Here is a 13,990-nt window from a genome sequence, read left to right as displayed (position 1 = left end):
ACCCGGCCCGGGTCGTCCCTCTGGAGCCCGGGGGCGGGGGGGTCGCGCGGGGGGTTCGTGGTAGTGTATGGGGGTGTTATCCCCATCCTAACCACTCACGACCAGCTGCGGCAGGGGTGGAAAGCCGGCCTGGGAGTTCGATGCAGGTCCTGGCGTTCCTGTCCGGTACTCACTGCGGCGGCACGAGTTTGTGGCGGTAGGCGTAGACCACCGCGTGCACCCGGTCGGGCAGGCCGAGCTTGCTCAGCACCCGCGACACGTGCGTCTTCACCGTCTCCTCGCCGACGTGCAGCTTCCGCGCGATCTCCGCGTTGCTGCAGGCGCCCGCGAGCAGCAGCAGGACCTCGCGCTCGCGGGAGGTCAGCCGGGCCAGCTCGGGTGGTTCGGCCGCCGGTTCGAGGACCGTCGCGAACTTCGCCACCAGGCGCCGCGTCACCGACGGGTCGATCAACGCGTCGCCGCGGGCCGCCACGCGCATGGCCGCCACCAGTTCCTCCGGCGCGAGGCTCTTCAGCAGGAAACCGCTCGCGCCCGCCCGCAGCGCGCGGTAGACGTACTCGTCGGCGTCGTACGTCGTCAGCACCAGCACGCGGGTGTCGTTGCCCGGCGCGGACAGGATCGCCTCGGTCGCGGCGAGGCCGTCGAGGCGGGGCATCCGCACGTCCAGGACCGCGACGTCCGGGCGCAGGCGCGCGGTTTCGGCGACGGCTTCGCGGCCGTCGGACGCCTCGCCGACGCACGTGAAGTCGGGCTGGGTGTCGAGGAGCGCGCGCATCCCGGACCGGAACATCGCGTGGTCGTCGGCCAGCAGGACGCGGATCATGTGCTCTCCACCGGGAAGGTCGTGCGCAGCTGCCAGTGGCCGCCGCTTTCGCCGTAGGACACCTGGCCGCCGAACAGGGTGACGCGCCGGCGGATGCCCGCCAGCCCGCGGTGCGCGTGCTCGCCCCCGGCCGGGCGGTTCGCGCGCAGGCCGTTGGTCACCGTGAGCACGACCTCGGTGCGCCCGTGGTTCAGCTCGACCTCGACCGGCCCCTGGCCGTGCCGCAGGGCGTTGGTCAGCGCTTCCTGCGCGATCCGGTAGAGCGCGACGTCCAGGGAACCCGGCAGCTCGCGCGGCTCGCCGAGCAGCGTCAACCGGGTGGGGAGGCCGGCCGCGCGGACCGTCTCGGCCAGCTCGTCGAGGTTGTCGAGCCCGGGCTGCTCGGCGTTGGGTTCGGCGTGCAGGAGGTCGAGCAGCCGGCGCAGGTCGGCCATCGCCGAGCGGCTCGCGGACTCGACCGCGCCGAGCGACTTCCGCACCGGCCCGTCGCCGTCGGGCAGGCCGAGCCGGGCGGCGCCGGCGTGCACGCCGATCGCGCTGACGTGGTGGGAGATGACGTCGTGCAGGTCGCGCGCGATGGTCGTCCGCTCTTCGAGGACGGCCCGGCGCACGGCCTCTTCTTCGTGCTGACGGCGTTCGTCGGCTTCGCGTTCGAGGTCGGCGATGTAGGCACGCCGGGCCGTGGTGTACCGGCCGACCAGCCACGGCAGCAGCGCGGAGACGCCGACGTTGATGCCGATCAGCCGCCAGTCGCCCGCGACGCGCCCGCCGCCTTCGAGGCAGCCGGCGGTGACGCCGGCGAGCAGGGCGCCGAGCGAGAGCACGGCGGGCCGCGGCCGCAGCCAGGCGCCGGCGCGGTAGCCGGCGATGAGGATCCCCGCGTTGTTGCCGGTGACGTACCACTGGCAGGTGCACAGCAGCACCGGCGCTCCGGCGAAGAGCACGGCGTGCGCGAGCGCAACCCACCCGGAGTACCGCGCGGCCCCGGCCAGCGCGGCGTTGACGGCCACCCCGCCGAGCAGCACGACCCAGGCCGCCCACCCGCCGTCGGGCAGGGGACCGCGGAGGAGGAAGAGGGCGGCGTCGCAGACCACGCAGACGAGCGCGACCAGCAGGGACTGCCGCCGCAGCGACCCTCTGATGTCCGGCACCCCGCAACTGTGCCCTAACCGGCGGGCCGGAAGCGACGCGCCGGCGGATCCGGCCGCCTAAGCTGGGGTGATGAGGCGGTGGATCACCCTCGCGGTCGGGGTCGTGCTCGTGCTCGTCGGCGCCGTCTGGGTGCTGCAGGGCATCGGTGTCATCACCGGGAGCTTCATGACCGGGCAGAAGCTCTGGTTCCTCATCGGGCTCGTCGCGTTCCTGGTCGGCGTGGTGCTGGTGGCGGCGAACCTGACCCGGCGGAAACCTACTTCGTGAAGATCTCGAAGATCGGGTAGCCCGGCGCGATCTCGCGCAGCTTCTCGTCCGAGGCCTTGGCGTCGACGCCGTCGAAGAACACGCCGACCTCGAACTTCCAGCGCTTGAGGTACGCGCGGAGGATGCCCGGCTTCTCGTCGTCGGCCAGCTCGCGGAAGGTGAACGTCTCGACGCGGCGCCCGACGCGCAGCGTCCCCTGCCCCGCCGCGCGCAGGTTGCGCACCCACTGCGTCTCGCCGCGCGGGGCGACCAGGTAGCGGACGCCGTCGACGGTCAGCAGGTTGACCGGGACCGAGCGCGGCTCGCCGCTCTTGCGGCCGACCACCGTCAGCACCCGGCTGCCCCAGACGCTCACGCCCAGGTTGGTCAGCTTCGCGACCAGCTCGTTGAAGGCGTTGGTCGACTTCTTCGGCTTGATGTAGCGGGTCTCGTTCACGGTGTCCTCCGAAGGTTGGGAGAGCAGTGCTCTCGGTTAAGAGCAGTGAACACGAGAGCGCCGCACTCTGTCAAGAGCACTGCTCTCTTTTGTGCGCACTGCTCTCGTCGTGGCACACTGATCCGCATGACCACCTCCCGCACCGCACGCGAACGTGCCCGCGCCGAACTGACCCAGGAGATCAAGGACGAGGCCCGCCGCCAGCTCGCCGAGGTCGGCGCGCACGGGCTGTCGCTGCGCGCGGTGGCCCGGGAGCTGGGCATGGTGTCGTCCGCGATCTACCGGTACTTCCCGAGCCGCGACCGGCTGCTGACCGACCTGATCGTCGACGCCTACAACGCGATCGGCGAAGCGGCCGAACAGGCGGACCCGGGCCACGACGCCGCCCCCCGCGACCGGTGGCTGGCCATCTGGCAGGGCACCCGCGACTGGGCCCGCACGCACCCGCACGAGTACGCGCTGATCTACGGCTCGCCGATCCCCGGGTACGCGGCCCCGCAGGACACCGTCGTGCCGGCCTCCCGCGTCGCGCTCGCCCTCGTCAAGACGCTCACGCACACCGAGCTGCGGAACATCGACGGCGAAGTCCCGCCCGAGCTGCGCGCCCAGGCCGAGACGCTCACGAAGGCCCTCGGGATCCTCGCCGGCCCCGAAACCGTGTCCCGGCTGCTGATGGCGTGGACCCAGCTGTTCGGCGCGATCAGCTTCGACCTGTTCGGCCAGTACGTCGGCAGCGTCGACCCGGCCGACGCGTTCTTCGCCCACTCGGCGAAGCGGATGGCGGAGTTCGTCGGCCTCTAGGCTGAGGCGCTGAGGCGGGAAGTCCAACGGCGGAAGGCGGCGCGACGTGACGGGGTGGGCCGGGAAGGTCGGCAGGATCCGGGTGATCGGCACCGGGGTGATGGGCCGCGGGATCGGCCAGCTGGCCGCGACCGCGGGGGTGACCGTCGAGCTGGCCGACGTCCGGCGCGAGGCCGTCACCGAGGCCGTCGCGTACGTCGGCGGGATGATCGACAAGCTCGCCGCCAAGGGCAAGCTGGGCGAGGACGCCCAGGCGGTCAAGGACCGGCTGGTCCCGGTGGACGCCCCCGACGCCCCCGCCGAGGGCGTCGACCTCGTGATCGAGGCCGTCCGGGAAGACCTCGCGACGAAACGCGCCCTCTTCGCCGGCCTCGAGCGCGTCTGTCCACAGGAGACGGTCTTCGCGACGAACACGAGTTCGCTGTCGGTCACCGAAATCGCCGCCGAACTGGCCGACCCGGGCCGGCTGGTCGGCCTGCACTTCTTCAACCCGGTGCCGCTGATGCGGCTGGTCGAGGTCGTCCCGGGCGCGCGCACGCACGACTGGCTGCCCGGCCAGGCGCTCGAGCTGGTCCGGAGCTGGGGCCACGAGCCGGTGCTGGCGAAGGACGCGCCCGGCTTCCTGGTCAACCACGCCGGCCGCGGCCTGAACACCGAGGCGCTGCAGGTCCTCGCCGAAGCGCTGGCCGAGCCCGCCGACGTCGACCGCGTCGCCCGGGACGTGCTCGGCCTCAAGCTCGGCCCGTTCGAGCTGCTCGACCTCACCGGCCTCGACGTCTCGCACGCCGTGCTGGAAAGCATCTGGAGCGGCTTCCACGGCGACCCCCGGCTGCGGCCGTCGTGGCTGACCCGGCCGCGGGTGGCCGCCGGGTTGTTCGGGCGCAAGAACGGCGAGGGCTTCTACTCCTACGCCGACGGCAAGCAGCAGGTCGCCGACGAGCCGGCGGCCCCGCCGAAGCCGTCGAGCCCGGTGTTCACCGCGGACGAGCACCTCGCGCGGGTGCTGTCCGCCGCCGGCGTGCAGGTGGTGTCGGACGCCTACCCCGACGCCGTCCTGCTCGTCCCGCTCTACGGCGAGTCCACAGTGGACGCCGCCGGCCGCGCCGGGCTGCCGCTGGACCGCGTCGCCGGCGTGGACCCGCTCGGCGGCTACGAACGCCGCCTGACCATGTCCGTCCACCCCGGACTCGACCCGGCGGCGGGCCGCGCCGCCTGGGGCGCGCTGGCCGCGACCGGCCACCCGGTCACCGTCGTCCGCGACGGGCCGGCCCCGATCGCGCAGCGGCTGCTGGCGTCGATCGTCAACACGGCGTGCTTCATCGCGGGCCAGCACCTGGCCACCCCGGCCGACATCGACACGGCGGTCCGCCTCGGCCTCGGCTATCCGCGCGGCCCGCTGGCCTGGGGCGACCTCGTCGGCGGCGACGTCGTGCTGCGCATCCTGCGCGGCCTCGCCGCGGCCACCGGCGACCCCCGCTACCGGCCGAGCCCGTGGCTCACCGAGCGCGTCGCCCTCGGCCTGCCGCTGGCGACGACGGGGACGACACCGGCGGACCTGTGAACGAAAACGCGGGCCGGCTCCTCCAGGAACCGGCCCGCGTTCGTGCGGCTCAGCCTCACCAGGGGCGGTCGACCGCCCCGGTGGCGAGGGTGAACGTGATGTAGCCGCCTTCGAAGTCGCTGCGGTACACCCCGTTCGTCACGTACTCGTCGGTCCGCGGGTAGTGCAGGTAGGAGTACTCCCACCCGAGCGCCGCCCACCGCTTCCGGATCTCGCCCTTCACCATGTGCGCACCGGTCGCCACGGTGTAGTAGATCGAGCCACCGAGGGTGAAGTGGTTGTAGCGGCCGCGGCCGTCCGGCGTGCCGAGTTCGTCGGTGGCCGGGTAGCCGAGACCACGCTCGTAGTCCAGCGCCGCCCACTTCTTCCGGATCTCACCGTAGATGGCGTGCGCGCCGGTCGCGGACGTGTAGTAGATCGAACCGACGTTGCCACCCTTGACGAAGTGGTTGTAGCGGCCGACGCCGTCCGGCGTGCCGAGCTCGTCGGTCGTCGGGTAGCCGAGACCACGCTCGTAGTCCAGCGCCGCCCACTTCTTCCGGATCTCACCGTAGATCGTATGCGCGCCCGTCGCGGACGTGGAGTAGATCGAACCCACGTTGCCGTTGTTGACGAAGTGGTTGTACTGCGCCACCCCGTCCGGAGTGGTCGCGGTGTCGGACGTCGGCGGGCCGAACGCGTTGGACCCGCCGATGGCGAGGTACTTGTCCAGCACCGGGCCGGTGACGTAGACGGTGCCGCCGACGGGGCTCCAGTACAGCCGGCCGTTCGCGTAGGCGCGGTAGTGCACCGGGCCGTCGGTGACCTCGAACGACGTCGGCAGGCCGAGCTTCGCCCGCAACGCCGGGTCGCCGTCGTAGCGCTGGTCGATCGGGGTCGCGTAGTTCGCCGTCAGCGTCAGGTCGCTCGATCCGACGGTGACGACCCACGTCGTGTCCGACGGTCCGCCCTGCCAGCCGGTGAACTTCGAGACGCCGTCGACGCCCAGCGGCGCGGCTTCGACGTCGAAGGACGCGCCTTCGGTGACCATGGCCGAGCTGACGCCGCCCTCCACCGGGATGCTCAGCGCCGCGGGCTGCGTGCTGAGCAGGGTGATCCGGTGCTGGCGCGGCATCGCGGTGTACGTCCGGGACGTGGTGACGCCCGCGCTGTCGGTCACCGTCGCGGTGAACTCCATCCGGGAGTCCGGGTGCTCGGTGAACGGCTGTGCGAAGGTCGCGCCGGTGCCGCCGACGCCCGGGTGCGCGTGGCAGGTCGCCTCGCTCGGGCAGTGCCGCACCGCCGTGGTCCAGGTGACCGGCAGCGCGCCGTCCTCGGCGTCGGTCGCGCTCGCGCTCAGCGCCACCTGCTGGTCCACCGCGAACGTCGCGTCGTCCCGGGGCGCGGTCAGGGTGAGCTCGGGGGTGTGGTTGCCGGGCGCGACCGTGATGGTGGCCGAGCCGGTGGCGCCCAGCGGGTCCCGGACGGTCAGCTTCGCGGTGAACGAGCCGGTGCCCGCCGCGTACGGGTGGGTCACCTTCGGGCCGGCGTCGGCCAGGACGTTGCCGTCGCCGAAGTCCCAGTCGTACTTCAGCGCGTCGTTGTCGTAGTCGACCGAGGACGAGCCGTCGAACGAGACCGTGCGAGTGTCCGGGTCGGTCGTCGTCGTGGCCTTCGCGACCGGCGCGGTGTTGCCGCCCGAGTAGCTCAGCCGCCGCAGGCTGCCGGAGAGGATGTCGGCGTAGACGATGTCCCCGTTCGGCGCCGCGGCGAACTTGACCGGGCCGCCGATGCCGGTGAACACCGGCGGGTTCTCCGGGGCCTGCGTGAGCTTGCCCTGGTCGTCGTAGCGCAGGGTCCAGATCTTGTTCGTCACGTAGTCGCCGAAGAAGTACGAACCGCGGTAGGACGCCGGGTAGCTCGATCCGTTGTAGACGATGCCGCCGGTGACGCTGTTGCCCTGCATGGCACCGCTGCCGTGCTGGTAGGTGAAGATCGGCGGCTGGTTCGCCACGCCGGTGCACTGCGCGAGCGTGCTGTAGCCGGACGTCGGGTCGTTGCCCTCCCAGCACGGCCAGCCCTGGTTGGAGCCGCGCTGGACGACGTTGACCTCTTCCCACGTGTTCCAGCCGACGTCACCGGCGACCGGCAGGCCGAGGTTCGGGTCGATGCTGAACCGGAACGGGTTGCGGAAGCCGCGCGCGAACACCTTGCTCGCGGTCGACCCCGGGTTCGTCCCGTCGTAGTACGGGTTGCCCGGCACGCCGTTGCCGTCGGCGGTCAGGTGCAGGATCTTGCCGTTCGGGCTGGTGATGTCCTGGGCGCGCAGCGCGCCCGGGTCGACCTTGCGGAAGTCGCCGTTGTCGCCGATCGACAGCCAGAGCGTGCCGTCCACGGCCGCGACGACGCCGTCGATGCCGTGGACGTTGGAGATGCCCGGCACCTCGAACACCGTCCGCTCGCCGGTCAGCCCGGCCGGCGCGCCCGCCGCGTCCAGGGTCACCGTGAACCGCGCCAGCCGCATGACGAAGCCGGTGCCGACGTTGATCGAGCGCGTCAGGTAGATGGTGTGCGACGTCGCGTAGTCCGGCGCGATCGCCAGCCCGACCAGGCCGAGGTCCTCGTTGGTGCGGACCGCGAGCGTCGCGAGCGTCCGGCCCGCGCCGTCGGCCGGCAGCCAGCGGACGGTGCCGCCCTTGCCGATGACGAACGCCGAGTTGTCCGGCAGGTAGGCGAAGTCGGTGAGCGGGTCGTCCCCCAGACCCGTGGCGGTGTCCTGCAGGACGAACCCCGGCGGCAGGGTCGCCGCCGATGCCACCCCCGTGGACACGACCGGCAGCAGCGCCCCCGTCAGAACCGCCGCCACCAGCAGGTGGCGTAGTGCGCGAAGTTTTCGCAAGGCCATCTGGCCCCCCTTCCCAAGCGATCATCTATCGCGGGGGAAGGGGGGCCAGTTGCAGTCCGCGGGTGGATTTTACCCGACCGTGAGCTACGGTCCGTGATCGTTCGGACGCCGTTACGGAACGACCTGCACGACGTCGCCGACGTGCAGCGTGTTGAAGAACTTCAGCGACGCGCCCGCCGACAGGTGGATGCAGCCGTGCGAGTACACCGAAAGGCTGCCCTGGTGGAAGGCGTCGCCCGGGTAGAAGAAGACCGAGTTCGGCATTTCCGCGTTGTCGAATTCCTTCGACAGGTGCATCTTTTCCTTGGAGTACACGTGAAACGTGCCGGTCGGCGTCGGGTTGCTCTTGCGGCCCGGCAGCATCGGCACCGGGCCGTAGACGACCTGGCCGCCCTGCAGGATCCACGCCTTGTGCGCCGAGAGATCGACGCAGGCGGCGGTGCCGGCTGCCGCGGCGGCCGCCGCGCACGGGACACCGGGGTCCGGCTGCGGCTGCGGCTTGGGCGCCGGGGTCGGCTTGGGCTTCGGCTTGGCCGAGGTGCTGGTCGGCGTCGGCTTCGGCGTGGTGGAAGCCGGGGTGGTCGTCGCCGGCGCGGCCGTCGTCGTGGTCGTCGCCGGTGCCGGGGTGGTGCTGGAGGTGGTCGGCGTCCCGCCGCCGGTGCCCGCGGCGACGGCCCCGCCGCCCGCGTTCGCCGTGGGTGCCGCGCCCCCGCCGGAGCAGGCGGCCAGCACGAACGCGGTGGCCAGCGCGGCCGCTCCCGCCAGAAGCCTCTTCACGATCCGGTACCCCCAGCTGTTTCGATCATCGCTTTCGGACACCGGTAAAGACGGTGTTCACCCGGTCGAGGTTCGTCGGTGAAGGTCACGATTTGAGCAGCCGCGGTCCACCCGCAGGTGGAGCCGCGGATCCACCCGGGTCCGGTCCGCGGGCCGACGCGTCCGGGCCGCCGCTCGCCGAAGCTGGGTCGACCATCGATTCCCCGGGGGAGCCCGCCATGCCCAGCACCGCCAACGTCCTGCTCTACGTCGTCATCGCCGTCCTCGTCCTCTACAAGGTCGTCTACCAGCAGGTCCGCGGCACGCTGCTCAACCGCCGGACGCTGGCGGCGATGCCGCTGCTGCTCGTCGCGGTGGGCGGCTACCTGACGCTGAAAGCGCTGCCCGGCACGTCCGCGGGCGAGCTGGGCCTGCTCGCCGCCGAGCTGCTGGTGCTCGCCGGGCTGGGCGTGCTGCGCAGCACCACGACCACCCTCACCGCGCGCGAAGGCACGACGTTCCAGAAGGGTTCGGCCGTCACGATCGGGCTGTGGGTGCTGACCGTCGCGGTCCGGATCGGACTGGTCGCGCTGGGGACCGCGCTGGGCCTGGCGGGCCCGCTGACCTCGGCGTCGGTCGCACTCAGCCTCGGCGTGAGCATCGCGGTGCAGAACGCGACGACCGTCCGCCGCATCCGGCACCACGGCCTGCCGCTCGCCGAGCGGCGTCCGGCGCTCAGCCGCTGACGCGGCCCAGCATCCGCGCGTACATCCGGCCCGGGCTCGGCACCGACGGCGGCACCAGGAAACCCGGCAGCGGCGGCAGCACGCCGACGAACCCGCCGAGCCGCTCGTACAGCACGGCGGCGCCGGGCGGCCGGACTTCGGGATCTTTCGCCAGCATCTCGGCGAGCAGCGCGTTCAATGGTTTCGGGACGCCCGGCACCGGCGGCGGCAGTTCCTTGACCTGCCGCTCGAACACCGCGTACGCCGTGGGCCCGTCGAAGAGCCGCCGCCCGGTGAGCATCTCGTGCAGCACGCACCCCAGCGCGTAGAGGTCGCTGCGCGGTTCGGCCCCACCCCGCTGGATCTGCTCGGGCGCCATGTACGACGGCGTCCCGAGCAGCTGCCCGGCCCTCGTGAACTGCGCCGCGTCGGCTTCGCGGAGGACGGCGAGCCCGAAGTCCATCACCTTGACGCCGCCGTCGGGCCCGAGCATCAGGTTGGACGGTTTGAGGTCGCGGTGGCAGACGGCGAGCGCGTGGGCGGCGGTCAGCACCGCGCACGCCTGCGCCGCGATCGCCGCGGCCCACGGCACCGGCAGCGGCCCGTGCTCGGCGAGCAGGTCGGCCACCGTCACGCCCTCGACGAACTGCATGACCTGGAACAACCGGTCGTCGTGGGTGCCGTAGTCGTACAGCGCCGGGACACCGGGGTGGTCGAGCGTCGCGAGGATTCGGGCTTCGCGCGCGAAGCGGGCCTCGAGCTCTTCGTCGCGGCCCGGCAGTCTGAGCAGCTTGATCGCCACGCGGCGGCCCAGCCGGCGGTCGAACCCGCCGTGCACCGCGCCCATCCCGCCGCGGCCGAGCGGCAGCTCGTCGAGCTCGTAGCGGTCGGCGATCAGCATCCGTTCCCCTAGTGGCCCGGCTCGAGCCGTCCTTCGACAAGTCCCGCGAAGCCTAGCCGGACCAGGTCACGGCCGATTTCCGCCGCCTGGCGCAGGGCGTCGTCGAACTCGGCGAGCTGCCGGAACACCCGGCCGTACTCGCGCTGGACGGCGAGCGGGACGCGCGGGATCCGCACGCGCCTGCCGTCGATCCGGGTGGAGGCGGAGGTGGCGGGCAGGTCGGCCGCGCGCAGGCAGCCGGCCAGGAAGGCCGCGTCGAGCCGGCCGGTGTCGACGCGGTACACGGTGAGCCCGGCCCCCACCGGCCGCGCAGGTCCACTGTGGACGTACGCGATGCCGGTCACCGACGCGACGACGTCGCCCGCCTCGGCGAGCGGGTGGTCGGCGTCCGCGCGCGCCCCGGCGTACCTGACCTCGACTACACCGGCCTTCACCAGCTCGCCGATCGTCGTGAACACCGGTTCGGCGGCCGCCGGTTCGAGCGGCGGCAGCTGCGGGGCCAGCCCGGCGAACCGGGCCCGCACGACCTGGAACGCCTGCCCGGGATCCTCGTCCCGGGCCCGGCGGCGGGCCGGGGTCAGGTCGACGTCGTCGTCGAGCAGGTCGATGATCCGGACGCCGGATTCGGGGCGGGCCAGGAACTCCCCCCAGGTCTCTTCCACTGTGGACAGCTCGTCGCCCGCCTCGGCGAGCAGCACGGTGGACGGCGGGCGTTCGCCGGGGACCGGCCGGCTCAGCAGCCAGAGGTCGGGGCCGGCCGGCGCCAGCGTCACGACGGCGCGGACCGCGCCCGCGCGCAGCAGGTTGCCGCGGATGCGTTTCCCGCTGCGCCGCCCGGCCGCCGCGCCCGGCATCAGGATCGCCACCGTGCCACCGGGTTCGACGTGGGCCAGGCAGTGCTGCACCCAGGCGAGTTCGGGCTCGCCGCGCGGGGGCAGGCCGTACTCCCAGCGCTCGTCGCCGACCAGTTCGTCGTGCCCCCAGGCGCGTTCGTTGAACGGCGGATCGCACAGCACCGCTTCGGCGGTCCGGCCGGCGAAAGCGTCTTCGCGCAGCGCGTCGACCGCGTAGACCTCGGTCTCGATGCCGCGCAGCTTGAGGCGCAGCGCCGCGATCGACGCCGTCATCGGGTCGCTGTCCTGTCCCAGCACGGTTTTCGCGCCGCTCGCCAGCGCGAGCGCGCCGAAGCCGCACGCGGGGTCGAGGATCGTCGACACCGGGCCGGCGAGCCGGGCCATCAGCTCGGCGACCGGCTCCGGCGTGGCCGACAACCGCCGCGAGTGCGCCTCGAAGTACCGGCGGCACAACAGTTCGAACCCTTCGACCGGGCCTTTTTGGTGCGTCAGCTCGCCAAGGAGGGCGAGCAGCTCGGGGTCGTCGAGTGTGCTGTCGAAGGTGTCGGCGACGCCGGCCTGGAAGGCGAAGAAGGCCCCGGCGCGGCTGACGCGCCCGGCCAGGTCGAGGTCGTCACCGAGGGCGCGCAGCCGCTGCCACGCGCGTTCGCCGGCGCTCAGCTCGAACTTCTTGCCGCGGGCGCGGAACCAGCCGGCGACGGCGGACAGCCCGAACAGCGGGCTGGACGCCGTCCCGCCGACCGGCTGCGGGAAGTCCGGGTGGCGGCGGCGCCAGTTGCTGACCGCGGCCCGGCCGACCCCGGCGAGCCGCGCGATGTCGGCCGCGCTGACCGTGGCGTCGTCGTCCATGGCGAGGACTGTATCGGAGGATGGTCCATTCAGCCGAGTTGCTTGTGAACTCAGTCAACCAATGCTTTCATGGGGGCATGACAGAAGATCGGTACGTCCTGCGGTACGCCGCCGGGTCGGACGTCGGGCAGCGACGCCGGATCAACGAGGACTCGGTCTACGCGAGTTCCCGCCTGCTGGCCGTCGCCGACGGCATCGGCGGTCAGCCGCACGGCGAGGTCGCCAGCGCGACGGCGGTCGACGTGCTGCGCGAGCTCGAGGTCGACCTGCGCCGGATGGACCTGACCAGCGTCGACCTGGCGGCGACGCTCGCCGGCGTGGTCAAGTCGATCGCCGAGCGCCTGCTCGAGGTGGCGTCCCAGGAGCCGACGACCGAAGGCATGGGCACCACCCTGACGGCACTGCTGTTCGACGGGATCGAGTTCGCGGCGGCCCACATCGGCGACTCCCGCGGCTACCTCCTGCGCGACGGCGGCCTGCGCCGCCTGACCCGCGACCACACCCTGGTCCAGGCCCTGGTCGAGGACGGCCGCGTCGCGGCGGAGGATGCCGAGAACCACCCCCGCCGCTCTTTGCTGATGAAGGCGTTGCAGACAACGGGCTCGGGCGACCCGGACATCTGGACGTTCAAGGCCAAGCCGGGCGACCGCTACCTGCTCTGTTCGGACGGCCTGAGCGGCCCGGTCTCCGAGGCGACCCTGCGAGACGTCCTGGCGACGGACGCCGAGCCGGAGGCGGTGATCCCGGAACTGATCCGCCTGGCCAACGAAGGCGGCGGCCCGGACAACATCACGTGCGTGGTCGCGGACGTCACCCGCCTTCACGAGTGACGGAGGCCATCCGGTATCGTCTCCTGCGGAGGATTGGCCGAGCGGCCTAAGGCGCACGCTTGGAAAGCGTGTTGGGTTCACGCCCTCGCAGGTTCGAATCCTGTATCCTCCGCGCTCGAAGCAGACGAGACGCCGGACAGCCTTCGCGGGCCGTCCGGCGTTTCGTCGTCTTGCTCCCCCTCCTCCCCGCCGGCGCCCGCGACCCACCGTCGGTATGTCCGGCACACTCCCGCGCCGCGCTTTCGGCCGAATGGAACATGAAATGCCTTCGGTGCCGGGGAATTCTTTGCCTGTACGCGGAGTTACGAACAGGGCTGAGCGCAGGCCGTTACTCCGGTCGCGCTAGTCTCAGCCACACCTCGCCCGCCCCTGTCGAGAAAGGCCAGTAGTGGCACGAAAACCGCTCTGACCTGGGGTAGCGCTGGCCAGCGACTTCAGTGTGCGGATCTGGTGGCGGGACACCCCCGCACAGACCGTGATCGGCCCGGCCCCGGACGTTACACGTCCGGGGCCTTGCTGATTCCGGACCCGCGATCACTCGGCAAAGTCTGATGATCACGCTGAGTCGCTGGATCTGTTTCAATGGAATCCGTCCCCGTACGACCACCAGATTTCGAGGAGTAGAGGCCCGATGGCCGGAGTCGAAGAGATCCGCGCTGGCATCGCGCTCGCCAACGAGAAGGCGTCCGCGAGCATCGCCGCCCTGCAGCAGGCAGCGCAGTCTCTCGAAGAAGCCCAGCAGTCGCTCGCACAGGCGACCCAAGGGAGCAGCCAGCACGAAGTGAGCCAGGCGCACGGACTCCTGGCGGAAGCCCTGCAGGGCATCAACGGCCTGCAGAGCACCGTCCAAGCAAGCATTTCCTCCGCCGACTCCTACTCGGCGCGTCTGTAAGCCGGATGACGCTCGCCGAACTCCACCAGCTGCTCACCGCTGCCGTGACCGGGCTCGCCGACGCGCGCGCCCACTCCGAACGGGCCACAAGCCTGCTCGGAGAAGCCCGGCAAGCTCTCGTGGACGCCCAGGCCAAGGCCGATCCCTGGCTTCCTTCGCAGTACGCACAGGCCGGCGAGGGGCTGGACCAGCTCCTCGTCCGCCTGCACGCCGCCGAAGATCTGGTGAGCGGATACCGGTCGCGCCTGTAATCCTTGTA

The 13,990-nt window shown here is 72.0% G+C and carries 14 protein-coding genes and 1 tRNA gene; 8 read left to right on the top strand and 7 right to left on the bottom strand.

Going from position 1 to position 13,990, the window contains the following annotated elements; all coding sequences use genetic code 11:
- Window positions 1–169: 169 nt before the first annotated feature.
- Window positions 170–823: a response regulator transcription factor gene (locus ABZW17_RS23985; protein ID WP_354818103.1), complete on the bottom strand. Its 654-nt coding sequence runs from the start codon at window positions 821–823 to the stop codon at window positions 170–172.
- Complete coding sequence (locus ABZW17_RS23980; protein ID WP_354818100.1) at window positions 820–1,974, bottom strand: histidine kinase; 1,155 nt, start codon at window positions 1,972–1,974, stop codon at window positions 820–822. The genes ABZW17_RS23985 and ABZW17_RS23980 overlap by 4 nt, the downstream gene beginning before the upstream one ends.
- Window positions 1,975–2,044: 70 nt before the next feature.
- Here ABZW17_RS23980 and ABZW17_RS23975 point away from each other — a divergent pair, with 70 nt between their 5' ends.
- Window positions 2,045–2,242: a hypothetical protein gene (locus ABZW17_RS23975; protein WP_354818097.1), complete on the top strand. Its 198-nt coding sequence runs from the start codon at window positions 2,045–2,047 to the stop codon at window positions 2,240–2,242.
- Here the strand turns inward: ABZW17_RS23975 and ABZW17_RS23970 are convergent.
- Window positions 2,232–2,678: a nitroreductase family deazaflavin-dependent oxidoreductase gene (locus tag ABZW17_RS23970; RefSeq protein ID WP_354818094.1), complete on the bottom strand. Its 447-nt coding sequence runs from the start codon at window positions 2,676–2,678 to the stop codon at window positions 2,232–2,234. The genes ABZW17_RS23975 and ABZW17_RS23970 overlap by 11 nt on opposite strands.
- 126 nt (window positions 2,679–2,804) lie before the next feature.
- Between ABZW17_RS23970 and ABZW17_RS23965 the strand changes: the two genes are divergently transcribed.
- On the top strand, window positions 2,805–3,479 hold the full coding sequence (locus tag ABZW17_RS23965) for a TetR/AcrR family transcriptional regulator (RefSeq protein ID WP_354818091.1): 675 nt from the start codon (window positions 2,805–2,807) through the stop codon (window positions 3,477–3,479).
- A 46-nt stretch (window positions 3,480–3,525) separates the two neighbouring features.
- Entirely contained in the window at window positions 3,526–5,040 is a 1,515-nt protein-coding gene (locus tag ABZW17_RS23960; RefSeq protein ID WP_354818088.1) for a 3-hydroxyacyl-CoA dehydrogenase, read from the top strand.
- Window positions 5,041–5,095: 55 nt separating this feature from the next.
- Here the strand turns inward: ABZW17_RS23960 and ABZW17_RS23955 are convergent, their stop codons facing one another.
- Together ABZW17_RS23955 and ABZW17_RS23950 are read right to left on the bottom strand one after the other, a co-directional pair.
- Window positions 5,096–7,924 carry a PQQ-dependent sugar dehydrogenase gene (locus ABZW17_RS23955; RefSeq protein ID WP_354818085.1) on the bottom strand — a complete coding sequence of 943 codons (2,829 nt, stop codon included), beginning with the start codon at window positions 7,922–7,924 and terminating at the stop codon, window positions 5,096–5,098.
- A 111-nt stretch (window positions 7,925–8,035) separates the two neighbouring features.
- Complete coding sequence (locus ABZW17_RS23950) at window positions 8,036–8,701, bottom strand: L,D-transpeptidase (protein ID WP_354818082.1); 666 nt, start codon at window positions 8,699–8,701, stop codon at window positions 8,036–8,038.
- Window positions 8,702–8,919: 218 nt separating this feature from the next.
- Between ABZW17_RS23950 and ABZW17_RS23945 the strand changes: the two genes are divergently transcribed.
- Window positions 8,920–9,426, top strand: a complete 507-nt coding sequence (locus ABZW17_RS23945) for a hypothetical protein (protein WP_354818079.1) — start codon at window positions 8,920–8,922, stop codon at window positions 9,424–9,426.
- Here the strand turns inward: ABZW17_RS23945 and ABZW17_RS23940 are convergent.
- Complete coding sequence (locus ABZW17_RS23940) at window positions 9,416–10,306, bottom strand: serine/threonine-protein kinase (RefSeq protein ID WP_354818076.1); 891 nt, start codon at window positions 10,304–10,306, stop codon at window positions 9,416–9,418. The genes ABZW17_RS23945 and ABZW17_RS23940 overlap by 11 nt on opposite strands.
- 8 nt (window positions 10,307–10,314) lie before the next feature.
- A complete protein-coding gene (locus ABZW17_RS23935; protein ID WP_354818073.1) occupies window positions 10,315–12,009 on the bottom strand; it encodes an N-6 DNA methylase in 1,695 nt (564 codons plus the stop codon).
- 77 nt (window positions 12,010–12,086) lie between these two features.
- On the opposite strand from ABZW17_RS23935, the gene ABZW17_RS23930 reads away from it, so the two are divergent.
- The 4 genes from ABZW17_RS23930 to ABZW17_RS23915 all read left to right on the top strand — a co-directional run bounded on the left by ABZW17_RS23930 (window position 12,087) and on the right by ABZW17_RS23915 (window position 13,982).
- Entirely contained in the window at window positions 12,087–12,839 is a 753-nt protein-coding gene (locus tag ABZW17_RS23930) for a protein phosphatase 2C domain-containing protein (RefSeq protein WP_354818070.1), read from the top strand.
- 27 nt (window positions 12,840–12,866) lie between these two features.
- A tRNA-Ser gene (locus ABZW17_RS23925) sits at window positions 12,867–12,951 on the top strand.
- A gap of 519 nt (window positions 12,952–13,470) precedes the next feature.
- Window positions 13,471–13,731, top strand: a complete 261-nt coding sequence (locus ABZW17_RS23920) for a hypothetical protein (protein ID WP_003056176.1) — start codon at window positions 13,471–13,473, stop codon at window positions 13,729–13,731.
- Window positions 13,732–13,736: 5 nt separating this feature from the next.
- Window positions 13,737–13,982: a hypothetical protein gene (locus ABZW17_RS23915; RefSeq protein WP_003056173.1), complete on the top strand. Its 246-nt coding sequence runs from the start codon at window positions 13,737–13,739 to the stop codon at window positions 13,980–13,982.
- Window positions 13,983–13,990 lie beyond the last annotated feature (8 nt).

The organism is Amycolatopsis sp. NPDC004625 (assembly GCF_040609695.1).
Lineage (GTDB): Bacteria > Actinomycetota > Actinomycetes > Mycobacteriales > Pseudonocardiaceae > Amycolatopsis.
This window is presented reverse-complemented; position numbering and strand designations above follow the sequence as displayed.

What these genes read in the sequence shown, in the direction of transcription:
- ABZW17_RS23935 (WP_354818073.1), bottom strand. Translation starts at nt 12,009, where the DNA reads ATGGACGACGACGCCACGGTCAGCGCGGCCGACATCGCGCGGCTCGCC.
- ABZW17_RS23955 (WP_354818085.1), bottom strand. Translation starts at nt 7,924, where the DNA reads ATGGCCTTGCGAAAACTTCGCGCACTACGCCACCTGCTGGTGGCGGCG.
- ABZW17_RS23940 (WP_354818076.1), bottom strand. Translation starts at nt 10,306, where the DNA reads ATGCTGATCGCCGACCGCTACGAGCTCGACGAGCTGCCGCTCGGCCGC.
- ABZW17_RS23985 (WP_354818103.1), bottom strand. Translation starts at nt 823, where the DNA reads ATGATCCGCGTCCTGCTGGCCGACGACCACGCGATGTTCCGGTCCGGG.
- ABZW17_RS23915 (WP_003056173.1), top strand. Translation starts at nt 13,737, where the DNA reads ATGACGCTCGCCGAACTCCACCAGCTGCTCACCGCTGCCGTGACCGGG.
- ABZW17_RS23975 (WP_354818097.1), top strand. Translation starts at nt 2,045, where the DNA reads ATGAGGCGGTGGATCACCCTCGCGGTCGGGGTCGTGCTCGTGCTCGTC.
- ABZW17_RS23920 (WP_003056176.1), top strand. Translation starts at nt 13,471, where the DNA reads ATGGCCGGAGTCGAAGAGATCCGCGCTGGCATCGCGCTCGCCAACGAG.
- ABZW17_RS23930 (WP_354818070.1), top strand. Translation starts at nt 12,087, where the DNA reads ATGACAGAAGATCGGTACGTCCTGCGGTACGCCGCCGGGTCGGACGTC.
- ABZW17_RS23965 (WP_354818091.1), top strand. Translation starts at nt 2,805, where the DNA reads ATGACCACCTCCCGCACCGCACGCGAACGTGCCCGCGCCGAACTGACC.
- ABZW17_RS23945 (WP_354818079.1), top strand. Translation starts at nt 8,920, where the DNA reads ATGCCCAGCACCGCCAACGTCCTGCTCTACGTCGTCATCGCCGTCCTC.